Source organism: Bacillus sp. AFS029533 (genome assembly GCF_002585125.1).
GTDB lineage: Bacteria > Bacillota > Bacilli > Bacillales > Bacillaceae_G > Gottfriedia > Gottfriedia luciferensis_B.
In genome coordinates, this window is record NZ_NUQC01000004.1 from 122,608 (window position 1) to 139,752 (window position 17,145).

Annotated in this window: 16 protein-coding genes; 10 read left to right on the forward strand and 6 right to left on the reverse strand. The window is 32.7% G+C overall.

Translation table 11 applies throughout. From position 1 onward, the window contains the following. Window positions 1-96 precede the first annotated feature (96 nt). Window positions 97-732 (reverse strand): lysoplasmalogenase, encoded by a 636-nt coding sequence (locus COE53_RS02190; protein ID WP_098947378.1) that lies wholly within the window; start codon window positions 730-732, stop codon window positions 97-99. 131 nt (window positions 733-863) lie between these two features. Beyond that, on the reverse strand, window positions 864-2,435 hold the full coding sequence (locus tag COE53_RS24240) for a L,D-transpeptidase (protein ID WP_025568345.1): 1,572 nt from the start codon (window positions 2,433-2,435) through the stop codon (window positions 864-866). Window positions 2,436-2,781: 346 nt separating this feature from the next. Here COE53_RS24240 and COE53_RS02200 point away from each other — a divergent pair, with 346 nt between their 5' ends. Beyond that, window positions 2,782-4,962, forward strand: coding sequence for a DNA topoisomerase III (locus tag COE53_RS02200; RefSeq protein ID WP_025568346.1), 2,181 nt, complete (start codon window positions 2,782-2,784; stop codon window positions 4,960-4,962). Window positions 4,963-4,999: 37 nt separating this feature from the next. Here the strand turns inward: COE53_RS02200 and COE53_RS02205 are convergent, their stop codons facing one another. Continuing rightward, the gene (locus tag COE53_RS02205; RefSeq protein ID WP_025568347.1) at window positions 5,000-5,497 is read right to left on the reverse strand and encodes a precorrin-2 dehydrogenase/sirohydrochlorin ferrochelatase family protein; all 498 of its coding nucleotides are present in this window, start codon (window positions 5,495-5,497) and stop codon (window positions 5,000-5,002) included. 270 nt (window positions 5,498-5,767) lie between these two features. Between COE53_RS02205 and COE53_RS02210 the strand changes: the two genes are divergently transcribed. Next, window positions 5,768-6,307: a PTS sugar transporter subunit IIA gene (locus COE53_RS02210; RefSeq protein ID WP_025568348.1), complete on the forward strand. Its 540-nt coding sequence runs from the start codon at window positions 5,768-5,770 to the stop codon at window positions 6,305-6,307. A 27-nt stretch (window positions 6,308-6,334) separates the two neighbouring features. Here COE53_RS02210 and COE53_RS02215 read toward each other — a convergent pair whose 3' ends face one another. Continuing rightward, complete coding sequence (locus COE53_RS02215; protein ID WP_025568349.1) at window positions 6,335-7,384, reverse strand: acyltransferase family protein; 1,050 nt, start codon at window positions 7,382-7,384, stop codon at window positions 6,335-6,337. Window positions 7,385-7,743: 359 nt separating this feature from the next. Between COE53_RS02215 and COE53_RS02220 the strand changes: the two genes are divergently transcribed. From COE53_RS02220 to COE53_RS02245, 6 genes are all read left to right on the forward strand, one after another. Continuing rightward, window positions 7,744-8,664 carry an ABC transporter ATP-binding protein gene (locus tag COE53_RS02220; RefSeq protein WP_069033694.1) on the forward strand — a complete coding sequence of 307 codons (921 nt, stop codon included), beginning with the start codon at window positions 7,744-7,746 and terminating at the stop codon, window positions 8,662-8,664. Continuing rightward, window positions 8,661-9,758: an ABC transporter permease gene (locus COE53_RS02225; protein ID WP_025568351.1), complete on the forward strand. Its 1,098-nt coding sequence runs from the start codon at window positions 8,661-8,663 to the stop codon at window positions 9,756-9,758. Before COE53_RS02220 ends, COE53_RS02225 begins: the two co-directional genes overlap by 4 nt. 246 nt (window positions 9,759-10,004) lie before the next feature. Continuing rightward, window positions 10,005-12,152 (forward strand): YhgE/Pip domain-containing protein, encoded by a 2,148-nt coding sequence (locus tag COE53_RS02230; RefSeq protein WP_098947380.1) that lies wholly within the window; start codon window positions 10,005-10,007, stop codon window positions 12,150-12,152. A gap of 108 nt (window positions 12,153-12,260) precedes the next feature. Next, window positions 12,261-13,187, forward strand: a complete 927-nt coding sequence (locus COE53_RS02235; protein WP_025568353.1) for a glycosyltransferase family 2 protein — start codon at window positions 12,261-12,263, stop codon at window positions 13,185-13,187. Between the two features lie 112 nt (window positions 13,188-13,299). Next, on the forward strand, window positions 13,300-14,283 hold the full coding sequence (locus tag COE53_RS02240) for a YeiH family protein (protein WP_069033697.1): 984 nt from the start codon (window positions 13,300-13,302) through the stop codon (window positions 14,281-14,283). Window positions 14,284-14,360: 77 nt separating this feature from the next. Next, on the forward strand, window positions 14,361-15,029 hold the full coding sequence (locus tag COE53_RS02245; protein ID WP_098947382.1) for a uracil-DNA glycosylase: 669 nt from the start codon (window positions 14,361-14,363) through the stop codon (window positions 15,027-15,029). 54 nt (window positions 15,030-15,083) lie between these two features. Here the strand turns inward: COE53_RS02245 and COE53_RS02250 are convergent, their stop codons facing one another. Next, window positions 15,084-15,896, reverse strand: a complete 813-nt coding sequence (locus COE53_RS02250) for a Cof-type HAD-IIB family hydrolase (RefSeq protein WP_025569109.1) — start codon at window positions 15,894-15,896, stop codon at window positions 15,084-15,086. Between the two features lie 136 nt (window positions 15,897-16,032). Here COE53_RS02250 and COE53_RS02255 point away from each other — a divergent pair, with 136 nt between their 5' ends. Both COE53_RS02255 and COE53_RS02260 read left to right on the forward strand, forming a co-directional pair. Further along, window positions 16,033-16,323 carry a YwdI family protein gene (locus tag COE53_RS02255; protein WP_254664593.1) on the forward strand — a complete coding sequence of 97 codons (291 nt, stop codon included), beginning with the start codon at window positions 16,033-16,035 and terminating at the stop codon, window positions 16,321-16,323. A gap of 18 nt (window positions 16,324-16,341) precedes the next feature. After that, entirely contained in the window at window positions 16,342-16,707 is a 366-nt protein-coding gene (locus tag COE53_RS02260) for a DUF423 domain-containing protein (protein WP_025569111.1), read from the forward strand. A 51-nt stretch (window positions 16,708-16,758) separates the two neighbouring features. On the opposite strand, the gene gerQ is transcribed toward COE53_RS02260, so the two are convergent. Then, window positions 16,759-17,145 (reverse strand): spore coat protein GerQ, encoded by a 387-nt coding sequence (gene gerQ / locus COE53_RS24550; RefSeq protein ID WP_025569112.1) that lies wholly within the window; start codon window positions 17,143-17,145, stop codon window positions 16,759-16,761.

Sequence of the window (17,145 nt, forward strand, 5' to 3'; positions counted from 1 at the left end):
TTTCATAATTCGTATGTAATACGCTTTCATTTCTTGTTTTTAGTGAAAAGAGGCTACAGTTATATTGTAGTTCTTTCTTTATTTGAAAGTAAAATATTACGCAACGCTCTTTCTATTTAAAATGCTTTTAGAAATTAAAAACTGTGCTGTGTAGTAGGTGATCATAATTAATTCATGACCATATTTAACGCTTTCTACAAATAGGTCCCATGATAATATAGAATCTGAAATGATAAATAAGAGGCTCCCCAAAATGGCCCATTTGTTTCCAGTCATTATAGCTGTAAATACCATCATTGAAATTGCTACTGAATAGGCAATTACCGGAATAACTAAATTCTCCTGTCCACTTTCGTTTAAAGAGCCTACTAAATTAGAGCATAGAAAAAATGCATAAATTGCAATTGGGATAATCGATAATACGCGATAAATAGAAAATTTCCATCCTGATATAAAACCGGCAGCGTAAAACAAATGCCCAATTAGAAAAGCACTTAAACCGACAACAAACCATATTAACGTTCCGTCCCCAATCATACAAAAAATAAGACCTAAAAGTATAAGAGAGCGATATTTAGTTGATTGAAGTGGAATTTGTGAAAAGGCATAACTGATAATCAACACCATTGGAATTACCTTAAATAGTATTTTTATGCTTACAGGCTCTGAAGGAATAAAAAAGATATAGAGAATACCAAAAAACAAAATAAGTATAGGTAGATACCTCTTCAAAATAAAATTACCCCTTTCTAACTATTTCCTTTTTACTAAATATTATCAGTGAAAAGTGAAAAGAATGCTATTAGAAATAAAGATAGCAGTCTATTAAACTATAAAAAAAGCAAACCGGAAAGGTTTGCTTTTTACGCGATTGCTATTCCATATGAGTGAGCAATCTGCCCATTAGTACTAGAAGATTTTGCAATAATAACTGTTGTTCCAACATTTATTTGATCGAATAACCATTCGATCTCACTGTTATGCATTCGGATACAACCGTGACTAACTGATTTACCGATTGAGCTCTCATTAGCATTTCCGTGTATTCCGTATGCGCTACCGACACTTAAGCCCATCCATCTTTTACCTAGAGGATTATTTGGAGCTCCTCCAGGAATATTTTCTTTATACCAAGGTCTATTTTTAATTTTATTTACGATTTTAAACTTTCCAGTAGGTGTAGGACTCGAAGCTTTTCCTGTTGCTACTCTAAATGTTTTAACTAGTTTTCCCTTGTTATAATAAGAAAGTTTATTTGTATTTGTATTAATAATAATTAGCTGCCCATTCGAAAGTGGGTAAGAGCTCTTTGCCTCAGTATATGAAAACTTACTTTGATTTCCAGCAGCGTCAATTGACTGTACTTTTATAGGAGTAAATACTTTTAATTTACTGACCTTAAAACTATAACTACCATTTTTTGTTGCAGCCGTTTTAGCTGTATATTTACCGTTTAGAAACAGTTTAACAGAAGCATTTGGTTCTGTTTTCCCACTAATGACAGTGGCATTTTCTTTAACGGTTTGAATTGTAGGTACTGAAGGAGCAGTACGATCTAATACACGAATTGAAACGGGTTTACTTTGATTTTTACTCTTATCAACTGCAACGACTTGAAGAACTGTGTTTGCCTTTTGCTTCGCCATTTTAATAGTAAACTTACCTGCCGAGTTAACTTTACCTTTTGCTAATACTTTCTTGTTTAAGTAAATAAGAACATCAGCATTTGGTTCTGATTTACCTGATATACTTTGAGATTGATCTGAAATTGATGGTATGGAAGTGATAGAAGGTGCGATTACATCTGAAACATATGATGTAGTAGTTTTACTTTTTAATCCAATTGAAACACCAACTGCATTTATTTTAGTAAATTCTTTTAGAGGTTTAGTATTGAATTGAAAATTGCCTTTTGTATCCGTTTGTACAGTGCTGACCAGCTTATTGTTGATGAGAATTTGGACACTGCTTTTTTCTAAAAATGCTCCTGACACGGAAGTAGATTTATTAGTAATTGGATTGATTTTTGGGGTTGGTAAATCTTTAACCATAAATTTAATATTCTGGTCTGAAACAGTTAGAGTTTGATCATCAAGTGTAATTGAACTTAGTTGATAAGTTCCTTTTATAAAAGAAGCTGTAATCCCAATTTTCCCAGCATAGTAAAGATCTGAAGACGAAGGGTTTTTTAATAAAACTTCTGTCAAATTAGTTCCATTTTTAAATGTTAAAGATACATTGTCGAAATGTTCTTTAGTTGTTAAACCAACTTCAATCGATTGTCCAAAAGTGGCTTCAGTAGTGTTTAAATTTAGATTATCTATATATTTCGATAACTCACCATCACTAAAACCTTGAGAAAAAGAAGTTGCATTAGCAGTAGGTAAAAGGAATAAAAATACCCCCAAAAGTACAGATACAATCTTATTTATCATTTTCTCTCTCCTTATATATGGAATTTAATTACTAAATTTGCCATATGGAGAGTGAATTCCTTTGTTTTTCTAATAAAATAAAACGTCATTTTTCAGCAAAAAAAGAACATTTGTTGAAAAAACAGGAAGAACAGGGAATATAGTAAAATTAGGTAGAATAAAAGAGAAAATAGAAATTTTGTAGAATTAATGTATTTTTAAAATCTTATATTGTCATAACTTCCACGCTTTCTTTAATCATATAATTCAGCTTTTCTTTGATTATATTCCGTTCACTTCCCTTTCCCCTGTACTAAGTGTTAAAGTTAGTTAATAAGAAAATTGTAAATAAACTAAGGAGCATGATATGAGCAAAACAGTAGTATTAGCGGAAAAGCCTTCAGTTGCTAGAGATATAGCTAAAGTACTTGGATGCAATCAAAAAGGTAATGGTTTTTTAGAAGGGAAAAAGTATATTGTTACCTGGGCATTGGGGCATCTTGTGACTTTGGCTGATCCTGAAGGGTATGATAATAAATATAAGTCATGGAATTTAGAAGATTTACCAATGATTCCAGATAAATTAAAGCTTGTTGTTATTAAAAAGACAGGCAAGCAGTTTCAAGCTGTGAAAACCCAATTATTAAGAAAAGATGTTTCAGATATCGTTATCGCAACGGATGCGGGGCGAGAAGGTGAGCTTGTTGCAAGATGGATTCTTCAATTGGCAAAGGTTAATAAACCAATTAAAAGACTGTGGATATCATCTGCAACAGATCAGGCGGTAAAAAAGGGCTTTGAAAATTTACGTAGTGGCAAGGAATATGAAAATTTATATCTTTCTGCTGTAGCAAGAGCCGAGGCAGATTGGATCGTAGGGATTAATGCAACAAGAGCCCTTACTTGTAAGCATAATGCTCAACTTTCATGTGGTAGGGTTCAAACTCCGACACTTTCGATGATTTTAGAGCGTGAAAAGGAAATAAAAGAATTTAAGCAACAAACTTATTATGGGTTACAAGTATTAGCAAATAATGTAACCTTTACGTGGCAAAATCGTAAGTCGAATGACCAGAAAATTAAAACGACCGATGAATTACAAAAAATTATTGGAGCGATAAAAGGAAAACAGCTAAAGATTAAGGAAGTTTCGACTGCTGAAAAAAAATCTTTTGCTCCTCAGCTTTATGATTTAACTGAGCTCCAAAGAGAAGCGAATAAAAGATTTAACTTTTCACCTAAAGAAACATTGTCAATCATGCAAAAGCTATATGAACACCATAAAGTTGTTACGTATCCACGAACTGATTCTAGATACTTATCATCAGATTTAGTTGATACATTAAAGGAACGTTTATTAGCATGTAACATAAAACCTTATGGAAAAATCATTATGAAGTTAACGAATCAACCGATTAAGGTAAATAAGTCATTTGTAGATGACAATAAGGTTTCAGATCACCATGCGATTATACCAACAGAGCAGGCACCTATATTAAGTGAACTTTCTTCAAAAGAATTTAAGATATATGATTTAATCGTAAGAAGATTTTTAGCAGTCTTACTACCTCCATATGTATATGAACAAGAAAAAGTTATCGCAGAAATTGATAATGAGCTATTTGTTACGAAAGGTAAAAGGGTTATTTCACTGGGATGGAAAGAAGTCTTTAAAGACGAAGATGATCTTGATAGTACAGAGGATCAACGATTACCAATAATGAATGAAAATGAGCGTATAGAAGTAGCTAAAGTTATTGAAACTAAAGGGCATACGAAACCACCGGCATACTTTAATGAAGCCACACTTTTGAGTGCAATGGAAAATCCGGTCCATTTTATGTCAGGTAATAGTACTGATTTAAAGAAAACAATAGGCGAAACAGGCGGATTGGGAACAGTTGCAACTAGAGCGGATATTATTGAAAAGCTTTTTAGTAGCTTTTTAATTGAAAAAAAGGGAAAAGATATTTTCATCACTAATAAAGGCAAACAATTATTAAACCTTGTTCCAGAAGCCTTGAAGTCACCAGCCCTAACTGCCGAGTGGGAGCAGAAGCTTCAAGCCATCTCCAAAGGTAAATTAGCTAAATCAAAATTTATGAGTGAAATGATCCGTTTTTCTTCAGATGCTGTGAAAGAAATAAAACAAACTGAACAAAAATTTAAGCATGATAACATGACTAGCACTAAATGTCCCGACTGTGGAAAGCTTATGTTAGAAGTAAACGGTAAACGTGGAAAAATGTTAGTTTGCCAGGATAGGGAATGTGGTCACCGTAAAACAATCTCTCAGTCCACTAACGCGAGATGCCCTAATTGCTTCAAACGTTTAGAGCTAAGAGGTGAAGGTGAGGGTCAAATTTTTGTATGTGCATGTGGACATAGAGAAAAACTTTCTACTTTTAAAGATCGACGTTCGAAAGAAAAAAATAGTAAAGTTTCTAAACGAGATGTTCAAAAATATTTAAAGCAACAGAACAAACAAGAGGACGAACCATTTAATAACCCATTTGCAGAAGCCTTAGCAAAGCTGAAAAAAAAATAAAAGCATAGTCCCTGCACTTCTAACCAGTCATATGAGTTTACTCTATGACTGGTTTTTTTCGTTCAATTGCATATTCATCCACGACTTCACTATAATGATCGTCAAAATAAGTGTCCAGTTCCTTTTTTATCTTTTTAGATAAGACTGGACTTTTACCTGAAGTTGAGACTGATACAATAAGGTCTCCTCTACGAACCACTGCTGGTGTGTGGAAATCACTATTATTTTGATCACTTACATCATTAAACCATTGGAAGTCTGATGTACAATCTTTAACGAATTTATTTATATTTTTATCGTCTGTTGCTGCAATAACAATATGAGCTCCAATTAGATCGGCTTTTTCAAAATACTTATTTAGCCATTTTATTGTAGGTAACTGTTTAAATTCATCACATAGTTGAGGGCTAATAATCGTAATTGAAGCACCACTTTTTATAAATGCTTTTGCTTTTCGAAATGCAATTTTACCTCCACCGATGATCGCTATCTTTTTATTTTGAAGTGAAAAAACTAATGGAACCATTTCAGTCATCTAATCGCTCCTATCTATTAATTATGGACAAATATTTATTTAGCTAATTTTATCATATGTGTAACCAATTTTTAGAACTAGCTAATTTATGATTAAAGAGAGGATTTTTATGTCTTTTATTGTAAAAATGATACAGTTTGGTTAATAATTCAATAAAAGTTCATCTTTTCTTTAGCATAAAAGTATTTTTTCTGTTAGGATAATTAGTATTATTTTTTCTGAAAAGATAATGATAAGACTGGAATCTAAATTAAAGAAAAGGTGAGTAATATGTTTAACAAATTAAAAAAAATGTTCGGTTTAGAGGAAGAACAACAACAAGGATCTGCTCCTGTAACGAAAGAAGCAACTAAGGAAGTTGTCATTAAAGCGCCATTAACTGGAGAAATACATCCACTATCTGAAGTACCAGATCCTGTATTTGCAGAAAAAATGATGGGTGATGGATTTGCTATTACACCTTCAGAAGGTGTTGTTGTAGCTCCTTTTGATGGAGAAATCGTACAAGTATTCCATACGAAACACGCTATTGGAATTCGTTCAAATGAAGGTGTTGAAATCTTAATTCATGTTGGACTAGAAACAGTTAAACTAAATGGTGAAGGTTTCGATGCTCATATAACAGAAGGACAAAAAGTTAATGCCGGAGATCATTTATTAACATTCAATATGGACTATATAAAAGAAAATGCAAAAAGCACAATTACTCCAGTTATTTTTACAAATGGAGATGTGCTAGAAAATATTAAAGTTACAGCAACTGGCTCAATTCAAAGAGGATCAGATGCAGCTGTTGCTACATTAAAATAAAAAAAATAGCCCTGGGGCTATTTTTTTTTATGCTGTTCTAACTTTTAAATGTTGTTTTCGTTTTACATTTAAACCAATGAACAACGGTTTTATAGTAGGTTGTGACTCAATAATAAATTTCTTTGCAATCATAGGCACAGCTAAACCAATCAATGTATACAATAACGGTCCATAATCGAAAAATTGTGAAAAAACAGCATTTGCAAAAATATGGATGTACATTATTGTTAATGATTCTTTACCAAATATTGTGCAAGGCTGGATAAATTGTAGTTTTGCTAGCTTTTGACATAAATATAGTACGGCAATCGTCATTGTTATTGGAATTAAAGCATCTAAAAATAAATGGTTATATCTTAAATATTTAAGACTTAGATGGTAGTCTAATTTATTCAATTCATATAAGGTCATATAAACGATACTAAGCGTAATACATGATATTCCAAGGACGTTAGAAATTGATGCTATCAATTTTTTCGTAAAGAAGCCTAATCCTAAAAAGAAAATTGCTAGTAGAGCAACATCCATATTCCACGGAATCGAAATTTGATTAAAGGTATTTTTACCAATTTGTGGAATCAATTTAATTGTCTCAAAATGTGCAAGCAAATAGCAGGCAATTACAATGAATAGACGTGTACTATTCTTTTTAAAGTATAAACAGATTAACGCAAATAATATTTGTGTAATAAATAAACATGTCACATACCAAAATACGCCATGGACTCCAGTAATAAATCTTCCACCGATTAACAATGAAAGGACTTCTTTTGATAAATTCGATTGGTTAATAGTTCCGTCTATTACTTCAATTGTCATGTTATATAAACTAAATAAAACCAAATACGTACAGTAAGGTACAAGCAATCTAAATGTTAGTTTTTTTATAAAAAATTTGAGTTCATTAATTGAATTGACCGGTTTAAATAAATACCCACTAATAATAAAAAAGAGCGGCATATGGAACCAGTAAATAAATGTAATAGAATTCGGACCTTCTGTAGAATGACCATAAACAACCAAAAAGATACCGATCATTTTGGCAACATCCAACCATTTTTCACGTTCTATTTTCATTTTATCACCTTGTTTTTATGGCCCGCTTAAAGTAAAAAACTTCAAATCATAGCCAATTTTTTTAAATAATGTCCAACATATTGTAACCGATGAGTATTACAAAGTGACAACATGGACGTTACAATCAAGTTATAAAATGTAAATGAATATTTCATAAATGATACAAACAAATTTGGATATTAAGTGTAGCACGGGATGATACACACTGGTAAAAAATGTAAATTTTTATTAAAAATTATTAATAATCAGTTCTTTCGACAAATATATTCTGTTTTGCATTATATACTTAGCAGGCTGAATTATAAAAGATCGTGCACTTTTTAAATAATCATTTCATTAGTCGAGGTGAAGGAATAATAATGGGCTCAATTATTAAAGTTGAAAATCTTAAAAAGAAATATGGAGATTTTTACGCTGTAAATGGAATTAGTTTTGAGGTTGAAAAAGGTGAAGTATTTGGATTACTCGGTCCAAATGGAGCTGGTAAATCGACGACAATGGAGATGCTTGTAGGATTAAGAAAACCAGATGAAGGTACGGCTACTATTGCAGGGCATGTAATCGGCAAAGACTCATATAAAATCAAACAAGAGATTGGGATCCAACTCCAATCAACTTCATTATTTGAACTGTTAAAAGTAAAAGAAATCATTGAAATGTATGCAAGCTTTTATCCAAGTCATATCCCGATTCAACCGTTGATCGATGAAATGCTTTTATCTGAAAAACAAAATAGTCTAGTAAAAGGATTATCAGGAGGACAAAAACAGCGATTAGCGATTGCATTAGCATTAATTCATGATCCTCAAATTATATTTTTAGATGAGCCAACTACAGGACTTGATCCACAGGCTCGTAGAACGTTGTGGGATATCATTTTAAAACTAAAAGAACGAGGTAAAACAGTAGTTTTATCAACCCACTATATGGATGAGGCTCATGTACTAGCAGATCGCATTGGAATTATGGATAAAGGTAAATTAATTGCGCTAGATACACCAAACAATTTAGTTAGTTCAATTTCTGCAGAGAGTGCGATTGAATTTAAGACAAAGCTACCAGAGCAAGAAGAAAAGTTCGCACATTTAGACAATGTAATGAATGTCGTGATCAATCATGATTTCGTAACATTGTATACTCGTAATCTACAAGCTTCATTAATGGCCTTGCTTGAGTATACAAAAGAACAGGATATGATAATTTCGGATTTATCGACAAGAACTGCGACTCTTGAGGACGTATTTTTACATATGACTGGAAGGGGGTTACGTGAAGAATGAAGGCTTATTATCAATTAACTTTAGCCCAACTTCGGATTTATGTACGTAATCGTCAAGCACTAATTTGGACACTTTTATTCCCATTTTTCTTTATGATTATTTTTGGATTAATGTTTAACGATGGGAATACAACTAGTTATTCAGTGAACCTAATTGATTATGACAACACACAAGTAAGTAAACAAATTACAACTGTTTTAGAGAAACAAAAGTCACTTAAAATTCATAAAAAAACAAATGAATTAAAGTCTAGGAAATTATTATCTGATGGTAAAACTGACTTTGTAATCGTCATTAACAAAGGTTTTCAAAATCAAGTTACAACTAAACAACAATCTGCTCCTGCTCAAATAAAAGTACTATATAATGAAAGTAATGCAGGCCAGCTTCAAGGTGGAATAGCAACGATTACTGCATATGTTGATGCTGCTAGTAAACAAATGGCAGGTTATACACCTAAAATTGTAACAGACTTTAAAGGAGTAGCTGGAATTACCCTTTCATATTTAGACTTTTTAGTGCCCGGAATTATTGCAATGCAAATCATGAATAATAATATGAATGGTGTCGCAGGACAAATTGCCTCTTGGAGGGAACGAGGCGTGCTAAGACGAATGCAAGGCACCACATTAAGAGCCTCAACGTTTATTGCTGCTCAAATCACAGCAAGGCTAATATTAAATAGTTTACAAGCCATCTTAACAATTCTAATTGGCTACTTTGGATTCGACGTTAGTATTCGAGGATCATTCTTATTAGTAGTATTGTTAGTTGTATTAGGTACATTAACATTTATGAGCATCGGATTTATTATAGCAAGTTTAGCAAAAAGTCCAGAAAGTGCTGGACCAATTGCAGGCTTTATTTCGTTCCCACTTATGTTTTTAGGTGGAGTATTTTTCCCTGTAAATAACATGCCCGAATATTTACAACCGATTATAAAGACAATTCCTATTACGCACTTATCAACTGCAATGCGAGACATCATGAATGTCGGAGCATCATTTGGAGATTTACTCCCAGATTTCGGCTGGTTATGCGTCTGGATGGTCGTAAGCTTCTTAATCGCTGCTCGTACATTTAGATGGGAGTAAGGGCAGAACAAGGAGGCTCAAGAATATCGCCCCTTTGAAAGCGAGCACCCTGTAGTGGAAAACAACATCACATTACTTATGTAATTGACAACTTCTTTTTTCAACAGCATGAAGACTTTCGCTAATTTTAGTGAAAGTCTTTTTATTTTACCTTTTTTTTCCCGACTACTCCCATTCTTGTCTTTAAGAATAGTTATGCAGTATTTATTGCATACTATTTAAAAATTAAGATTAGGTGAGTTATAGGTGAGTTCAATATTCGAAATCTATTTTCGTGATGTAAAGCGGGTTATAACAAATTGGGCAGCATTGATGATTATCATTGGTTTAATTATCATGCCCTCAATGTATGCATGGTTTAATATAAAGTCTTCTTGGGATCCGTACGGCAATACAAAGGGCTTAAAGATCGCAATAGTAAATGAAGATCGTGGTGCTACGGTCTTAAATAATAAAATTAATATCGGCAACGAAGTAATACATTCTTTAAAACAAAATCCTTCTTTAGGCTGGAGGTTTACAAGTAAGCAAGTCGCAAATGAAGGGGTTAAACAAGGAAAATATTACGCTAGTATTTTAATTCCAAATGATTTTTCAAATAAAATTAGCACGGTTTTAACAGATCATCCACAAAAACCTGAACTAGTTTATCAAGTTAATGAAAAGCTGAATATAGTTGCTCCGAAATATACTGAAAAAGGTGCAACCAGTATTGCGGGTGAGATTACAAAGAAATTTGAAAAGACCGTAAGTAAGGAAGTATTGCAGGAGTTTAATAAAATAGGAATTGACTTACAAGCAAATTTACCTGAAATAAAAAAATTTGAGCAAATGGTTTTTAAGCTTGAAAAAGATTTACCGGAAATAAAGAAAACTGTGAATACAGCCTTAAATGACTATAAAAAAGTACAAAGCGTTATTCAAACTACAAAAAAAGACATGGAATTGATTAATAACATCGTAGCAAATAGTGAGAAATTAATGGCAAGTTTAAGTGGGTTTTTTAATCAAATTAACAAAGCAATTCAAGATTCAACTCCATTTATTAAAGAGACACTTAACCTACTTCAAAACCAGTCTGTTGTTATACAAAGTACATTATCACAATTACAGAATCAAACGATTAGTAAAGACGAGTCCATGCGGCTATCAAATGAAATCGGAAAAGTACTACCGAATTCAAAAAATATGGTTACTTCTTTAAATCAAGTGCTTCAATCGTTTAATAGCTTAGGTACTACAGCAGATTTTAGTAAAGATATTAGTTCATTAAAAGATCTAGAAGCAGACTTAATGATGATTCAAAATGAAAATTCTCAATTAAAAAGTGCAATACAAAGCGGAAACGGTCTACCGAATGATTTACTTCAAAAAATGAATGAGAGCGCGACAAGTATAAATAACAAAATAAACAGTTTAACTGGAAATTTTGATCAAGATTTAGCTCCAAAAATAAGTGAAGCTTCAAGATTAGTGAATGAATCATTAAAAAATACTCAGACTGTTTTAGCTGATGCAAAAACAAGTATACCTATAATAAAAGGTGTTCTCCAGGACACATCAAATTTATTAGCAACCAAAAAAGGTGATATACATCAATTAGTAAATGAATTACCAATAATTGAAGCGAAAATAAAAAAAATTGCTAATGAAATTAGAAAGGCTAATGCAAAAGGAAACATCGAGGATTTAATTAATTTTCTACGAACAGATATAGAAAAGGTTAGCGATTTTTATTCGAACCCAATCGTAATAAAAAAGGAGCGAATGTTTCCAATACCGAATTATGGTACAGGTTTGACCCCTTTTTATACAACATTGTCGTTATGGGTAGGAGCTTTATTAATGGTATCGTTATTAACAACTGAAGTTCATGAAGAAAAGCCATATAAAAGTAGAGAAGTTTATTTCGGAAGACTATTGACCTTTATAACTATAGGGGTATTACAGACATTAGTAGTGACAACGGGTAACTTCCTGATATTAGGGACTTATGCAGCAAATAAAGGTTATTTTATCTTATTTGCACTATTGATTAGCATTGTATTTACGATTATTGTCTATACGCTTGTTTCGGTTTTCGGAAATATTGGGAAAGGCATCGGTATTATCTTTCTGGTTCTCCAAATATCTGGAGCGGGAGGAGTTTATCCGATTCAAGTAACTCCGCCATTTTTCCAAAAAATAAATCCGTTTCTACCTTTTACCTATGCATTAAGCTTGTTAAGGGAGGCGACTGGTGGAATCGTTTGGGATACCATTTATAAGGACCTTCCAATACTAGTTCTTTTTGTCGTCATTGCAATTATATTGGGGGTAGGTCTTAAAGCAACTATTAATAAAAGAGCAAGTAAAGTTGCTGATCTTTCCAAGAAGAGCAGACTTATTCATTAATCGTTTGAAAAATAAATTCATATAAAAATCATTGAACTGTTTTACCAAGTGCTATAACATAGATAAAAGTTATATCTTTATAGCTTTTAGGAGAAGTAGGTGTTTTGTATGAAATTATCAGTTGTTGTGTATTGCTATAACAATGGAGAAAATTTTGAGAGATTTCACGTTAATTTATCAAATACAGTAAAGTTACTTAAAGAAGATTATGAAATTATTTATATAAACGACGGAAGTGATGATGATACACTACTAGCACTTCAAGTTGTTGCAAATCATAGCAGTCATTTGAAATATATCTCGTTTACTCGCCGCTTTGGAAGAGAGGGAGCAATTAGTGCTGGACTTGAACATGCAAAAGGCGAGGTAGTCATCCTAATGGATGGAAACTTTGTACATCCACCCAATGTTATTTTAGAGATGATGGATGAATACAAAAAAGGACATAACCATGTAGTTGCATCGAAAAAAATAGAGAATTCAGTTCTAAAAAAAGCAAAAAAAGGCATTTTTGAGAAGGTTGTTAAAAAATTTGTGGACCCTGATATTTTGCAAAACGAATCAGATTTTCGTTTGTTAAGCAGAAAAGTAGTAAATGCTATTTTAAGCATGCCAGAATCAAACCGCTATTCAAAAGGTATTTTTAACTGGGTTGGTTATAAAATAAAAACGATTGAGTATGAAATAACATCAAGAATCATTAACAAAGAGACAGAGGTCAAAAGACTAGATTCAATAAAAAGAGCCATTGAATATATATTGTGCTTTAATACAAGGCCATTGAGGTTGTTAACGAAAGTCGGGTTATTATTAATTGGAATAAGTATTGTAATCTTTATTATGATGAGCTTTAAAGTTCTTTTTGTTGGGATTAGAATTCCTGGTTTATATACGATCTCAAACTTCATTATGTTATTTGGCGGAGTTCAAATCTTGATGATTGGAGTATTAGGCGAATATTTAGGTAAGATTTATTACGAAACAAAGAGAAGACCCCAATATATCGTTGAGGCTTCAAGCTATGATGAAAAATAAATATTACGATATGATAAATTTGGAAATTCGGCAAGAATCTTGTCGAATTTCTTTTTTCGTTACATAATATTTAAAGATAGAATAATATTTTAATGAAAGCTTGGAGAATAAAATGGGGAGTATTTATAAAGCTATTCCGGGGGTAGTTCTTTGCCTTATTATTGCACTTACTAGTGAAACACTTTCTTATCTATTGCCTGTTGGAGCAGCTACATTTTCAATAATAATCGGATTGATTGTCGGTAATACAGTACACTTAAAGTCTTATTTTGAAGGTGGTAGAAAGTTTGCTGAAAGTAAATTATTAGAGGTCTCAATATTTTTATTAGGGGCAACGATCAGCATTCAAATGATTAGCTTACTAGGATTAAAAGGAATTTTGTTAATCGTGACACAAATGTGTTTAGTCATCATTTTTACGATTTGGTTTGGTGAAAAATTAGGTTTTGGTTTAAATTTTAGCTATCTAATGGCAAGTGGAAATGCAGTTTGCGGTTCATCAGCAATTGGCGCAACAGCCCCAGCTATACAAGCCACGCAAGAAGAAAAGGGACTGGCTGTCACACTTGTAAATATGATGGGAACAGTCTTAATGTTTATTCTGCCTTTAATAGCATCTGTATTATATCACTCAGAAACATTGCCTACCTCCGCACTAATCGGAAGTACATTACAATCAGTGGGACAAGTAGTTGCGAGTGGTAGTTTAGTGAATGATGAAGTAAAGAATTATGCCACTTTATTTAAACTGATTCGAGTAGTTTTTTTAGTTTTTGTAGTTTTTAGCCTATCTACTATAAAAAGAAGGCACATAGCAGAGGAATCTATTGAAAAAGTAAAAATTCAATTTCCTTGGTATGTAATTGGATTTGTGATCCTTTGTGTTTTTTATAGTTTAGGATTACTACCGAGTTGGGCTGCGAATTTTTCAAATAAGACTAGTCACTTATTTGAAATTATTGCACTCGCTGCAATAGGTTTAAATGTAAATTTAAAAATGATCATTAAACAAGGGAAGTCACTTTCACTTTATGCATTAAGCATTGTAGGTTTTCAAATCATCATCGCAATTTTGCTTATTCAAGTAATCTATTAATAATCGTGAAACAACGACAAGAAACAACAAATCATATCTATTTCTCGGGAAATTTCGTCAGGAAAGGTGGTATTTCATTGCTTCAACTATCATCAAATTGGAGAGAAAAATTAAAACTAGAGTTTGAAAAACCGTATTTTAAAGATTTATTGCAATTTCTTGAAAAAGAATACAAGGAACAAACAATATACCCTGCCAAAGAGCATTTATTTCAGGCTTTAAACGAGTGTTCATACGAAGATTGTAAAGTAGTGATTATTGGACAAGATCCTTATCATCAGCCAGGTCAAGCGCATGGGTTAAGTTTTTCTGTATTACCGGGAGTAAAAATACCGCCTTCTTTAAGAAATATTTATAAGGAATTAAATAGCGATTTAGGGATAGAAATACCAACGAGCGGTTACCTAATTAAGTGGGCGAAGCAGGGGATTTTATTATTAAATACTGTTTTAACTGTTCGTGAAGGGGAACCAAATTCGCATAAAAATAAAGGATGGGAACTATTTACGAATACAATCTTATCCGAGTTAAACAAGCAAGATCGTCCGATTATTTTTGTTCTATGGGGTAAACATGCTCAAGCTAAAGAAGAATTGATTACGAATAACCACCATGTAATATTAAAATCACATCATCCAAGTCCATTGTCAGCTAGTAGAGGATTCTTTGGAAGTAAACCATTTTCACAAATTAACCAAAAACTAGTAGAACTTCAACTAGAACCGATTGACTGGTCAGTTGAGTAGTCTATAAATAAGATTTAAAGAAGGGTTGTTGTGATCAACCCTTTCTTGTATTTATTACTTATTACTTAATATAAACTTTTCAACAACTTTAGCGACGCCATCTTCGTTATTTGTAGCAGTGACATAATCTGCTTGTTGCTTTATTTCTTCAGGAGCATTTCCCATCGCAACGCCTAGTCCCGCAAACTTAATCATCGGTAGGTCATTATATCCATCTCCTACTGCGATTACTTCGTCCTGTCGAATTCCTAAAATTTGAATTAAGTGATTTAGACTTTTACCTTTATCTACTTCACTGTTCGTTAATTCTAAAAAGAATGGCTTTGAGCGCATGACACTAATTTTACCTTCAAGCTCTTTTTGAAGTATTTTTTCAACTTGAGCTAATTTTTCTGGATCCTCCAACATTAAGAGTTTTACAACATCATTTTGCACATGCTCGGTAAAGCTGCTTACTTCTTTAATAGGCATGCCTGTGAGCTGGCCTTCAATATCAGTATATTGATTCCCTTTTTCTGTAATAATATCATTTTCAACATATGTATGAACGAAGACGTTATGTTTCTTACTAAGCTCATAAAGTTCATGTGCTTGCTCTTTTGTTAGTGTACATTCATAAACATTATTTTTTGTTTGATAATCAGTAATGATTCCTCCATTAAATGATAGGACATAGCTACCATAATCATGAAGTAATAGTTCCTCAGCTAACTTATGCATAGCAAAGGTTGGTCTGCCAGAAGCTAACACTACTTTTACACCCATATCTTGAGCTTTGAGTAAAGCTTCCTTCGTTTTTTGAGAAATAACATGTTGGTCCGTTAAAAGCGTGTCATCGATATCCAAAACGATCATTTTATAGTTCAAATTACAATACCTCCTAAAAATTAACTTTTTTAGTATACCACCGTTCGAATAAAATAGTGCTTAATTTGGTTGGTATTCGCTTTCAGAAAAAAGCCATAGTATAATAGGGTTTATTGGATGGTGTTAATAAAGTTTGGTGGTGATTTATCTGAATATCAGTGTAGAAAAAGTAATCCAGCAAATTGAAAATGAGTTACATAAGGCAAAAGTAAGTACACAAAAACCTGGACAGTTTCGGGAAAGAATTGCCAGTATTCGTTCTTTATGTGAGTTACTTCTTGAAGACGAGAGCGGTGTAGAGGTTCCAAAGAATATAGTAACTAGTAGTATTGTTCAATCAATACCAAGTCAGCCTATTATGTCTAGACCTTCTGTTATGCCTAAATTGGACGATTCGGAACAAAGTGGATCATTATTAGATTTTTAAGATAAAGGGGGAGAAGATGTGAAGCTATTTTTCTTACTAGGTAGTATTTTTGCATTTTTAGTAATCGCATTAGGTGCATTTGGAGCACATGGACTTGAGGGGAAAATCTCTGAAAGATCACTTCAAATTTGGCAAAAGGCTGTTCAATATCAAATGTTCCAAACTGGTGGACTATTTATTATTGCATTTTTAATTGATAAATTTGGTTCAACGACACAATTAATGTGGGCGGGATGGTTATCTGTAATAGGGATCATCTTATTCTCAGGTAGCTTGTACATATTAAGTGTATCTGGAATTAAAATACTAGGTGCAATTACTCCATTAGGTGGTTTAGCATTTTTAGTAGCTTGGATATTAGTAGGAATATCAGTAATGAAATAAAAAAAGTGTTCAATAAAAGTGCAATTATTGCACTATATTGAACACTTTTTTTTAAAGTTGATAAGGTAAAGCTATTTCTTCGTCAAATGTGACGTAATCTAAGTAAATTGTTAACAATATGAAAGTTTTAGTTGTATTTACATCTCTGAGTACAATATGATCACGTCCAGCTCCCATAATATACCCTACAAATACTTGTTGTTGGTGACCAGTGAACGTCATATAAACCGTAGCAATTTTCCCACGATTGGCTCTAAGTATATTTTCTACATAGGATTGTTCAAACATACTAGCTGAGGCGGTAACTTGACCTTGTTGGGTAATCATCCCCCCTGATGGAGCTGCAAATCCTTGCCCCTGTCCTGTTTGTTGTCCTTGACCTTGGGCAGGTTGCGCCGCACGATAAAGATTTGGATAATATTCGTAAGGATTACTCAA

Coding starts and splice junctions, on each gene's coding strand:
- COE53_RS24240 (WP_025568345.1), bottom strand. CDS start 2,435: ATGATAAATAAGATTGTATCTGTACTTTTGGGGGTATTTTTATTCCTT.
- COE53_RS02200 (WP_025568346.1), top strand. CDS start 2,782: ATGAGCAAAACAGTAGTATTAGCGGAAAAGCCTTCAGTTGCTAGAGAT.
- COE53_RS02205 (WP_025568347.1), bottom strand. CDS start 5,497: ATGACTGAAATGGTTCCATTAGTTTTTTCACTTCAAAATAAAAAGATA.
- COE53_RS02210 (WP_025568348.1), top strand. CDS start 5,768: ATGTTTAACAAATTAAAAAAAATGTTCGGTTTAGAGGAAGAACAACAA.
- COE53_RS02215 (WP_025568349.1), bottom strand. CDS start 7,384: ATGAAAATAGAACGTGAAAAATGGTTGGATGTTGCCAAAATGATCGGT.
- COE53_RS02220 (WP_069033694.1), top strand. CDS start 7,744: ATGGGCTCAATTATTAAAGTTGAAAATCTTAAAAAGAAATATGGAGAT.
- COE53_RS02225 (WP_025568351.1), top strand. CDS start 8,661: ATGAAGGCTTATTATCAATTAACTTTAGCCCAACTTCGGATTTATGTA.
- COE53_RS02235 (WP_025568353.1), top strand. CDS start 12,261: ATGAAATTATCAGTTGTTGTGTATTGCTATAACAATGGAGAAAATTTT.
- COE53_RS02240 (WP_069033697.1), top strand. CDS start 13,300: ATGGGGAGTATTTATAAAGCTATTCCGGGGGTAGTTCTTTGCCTTATT.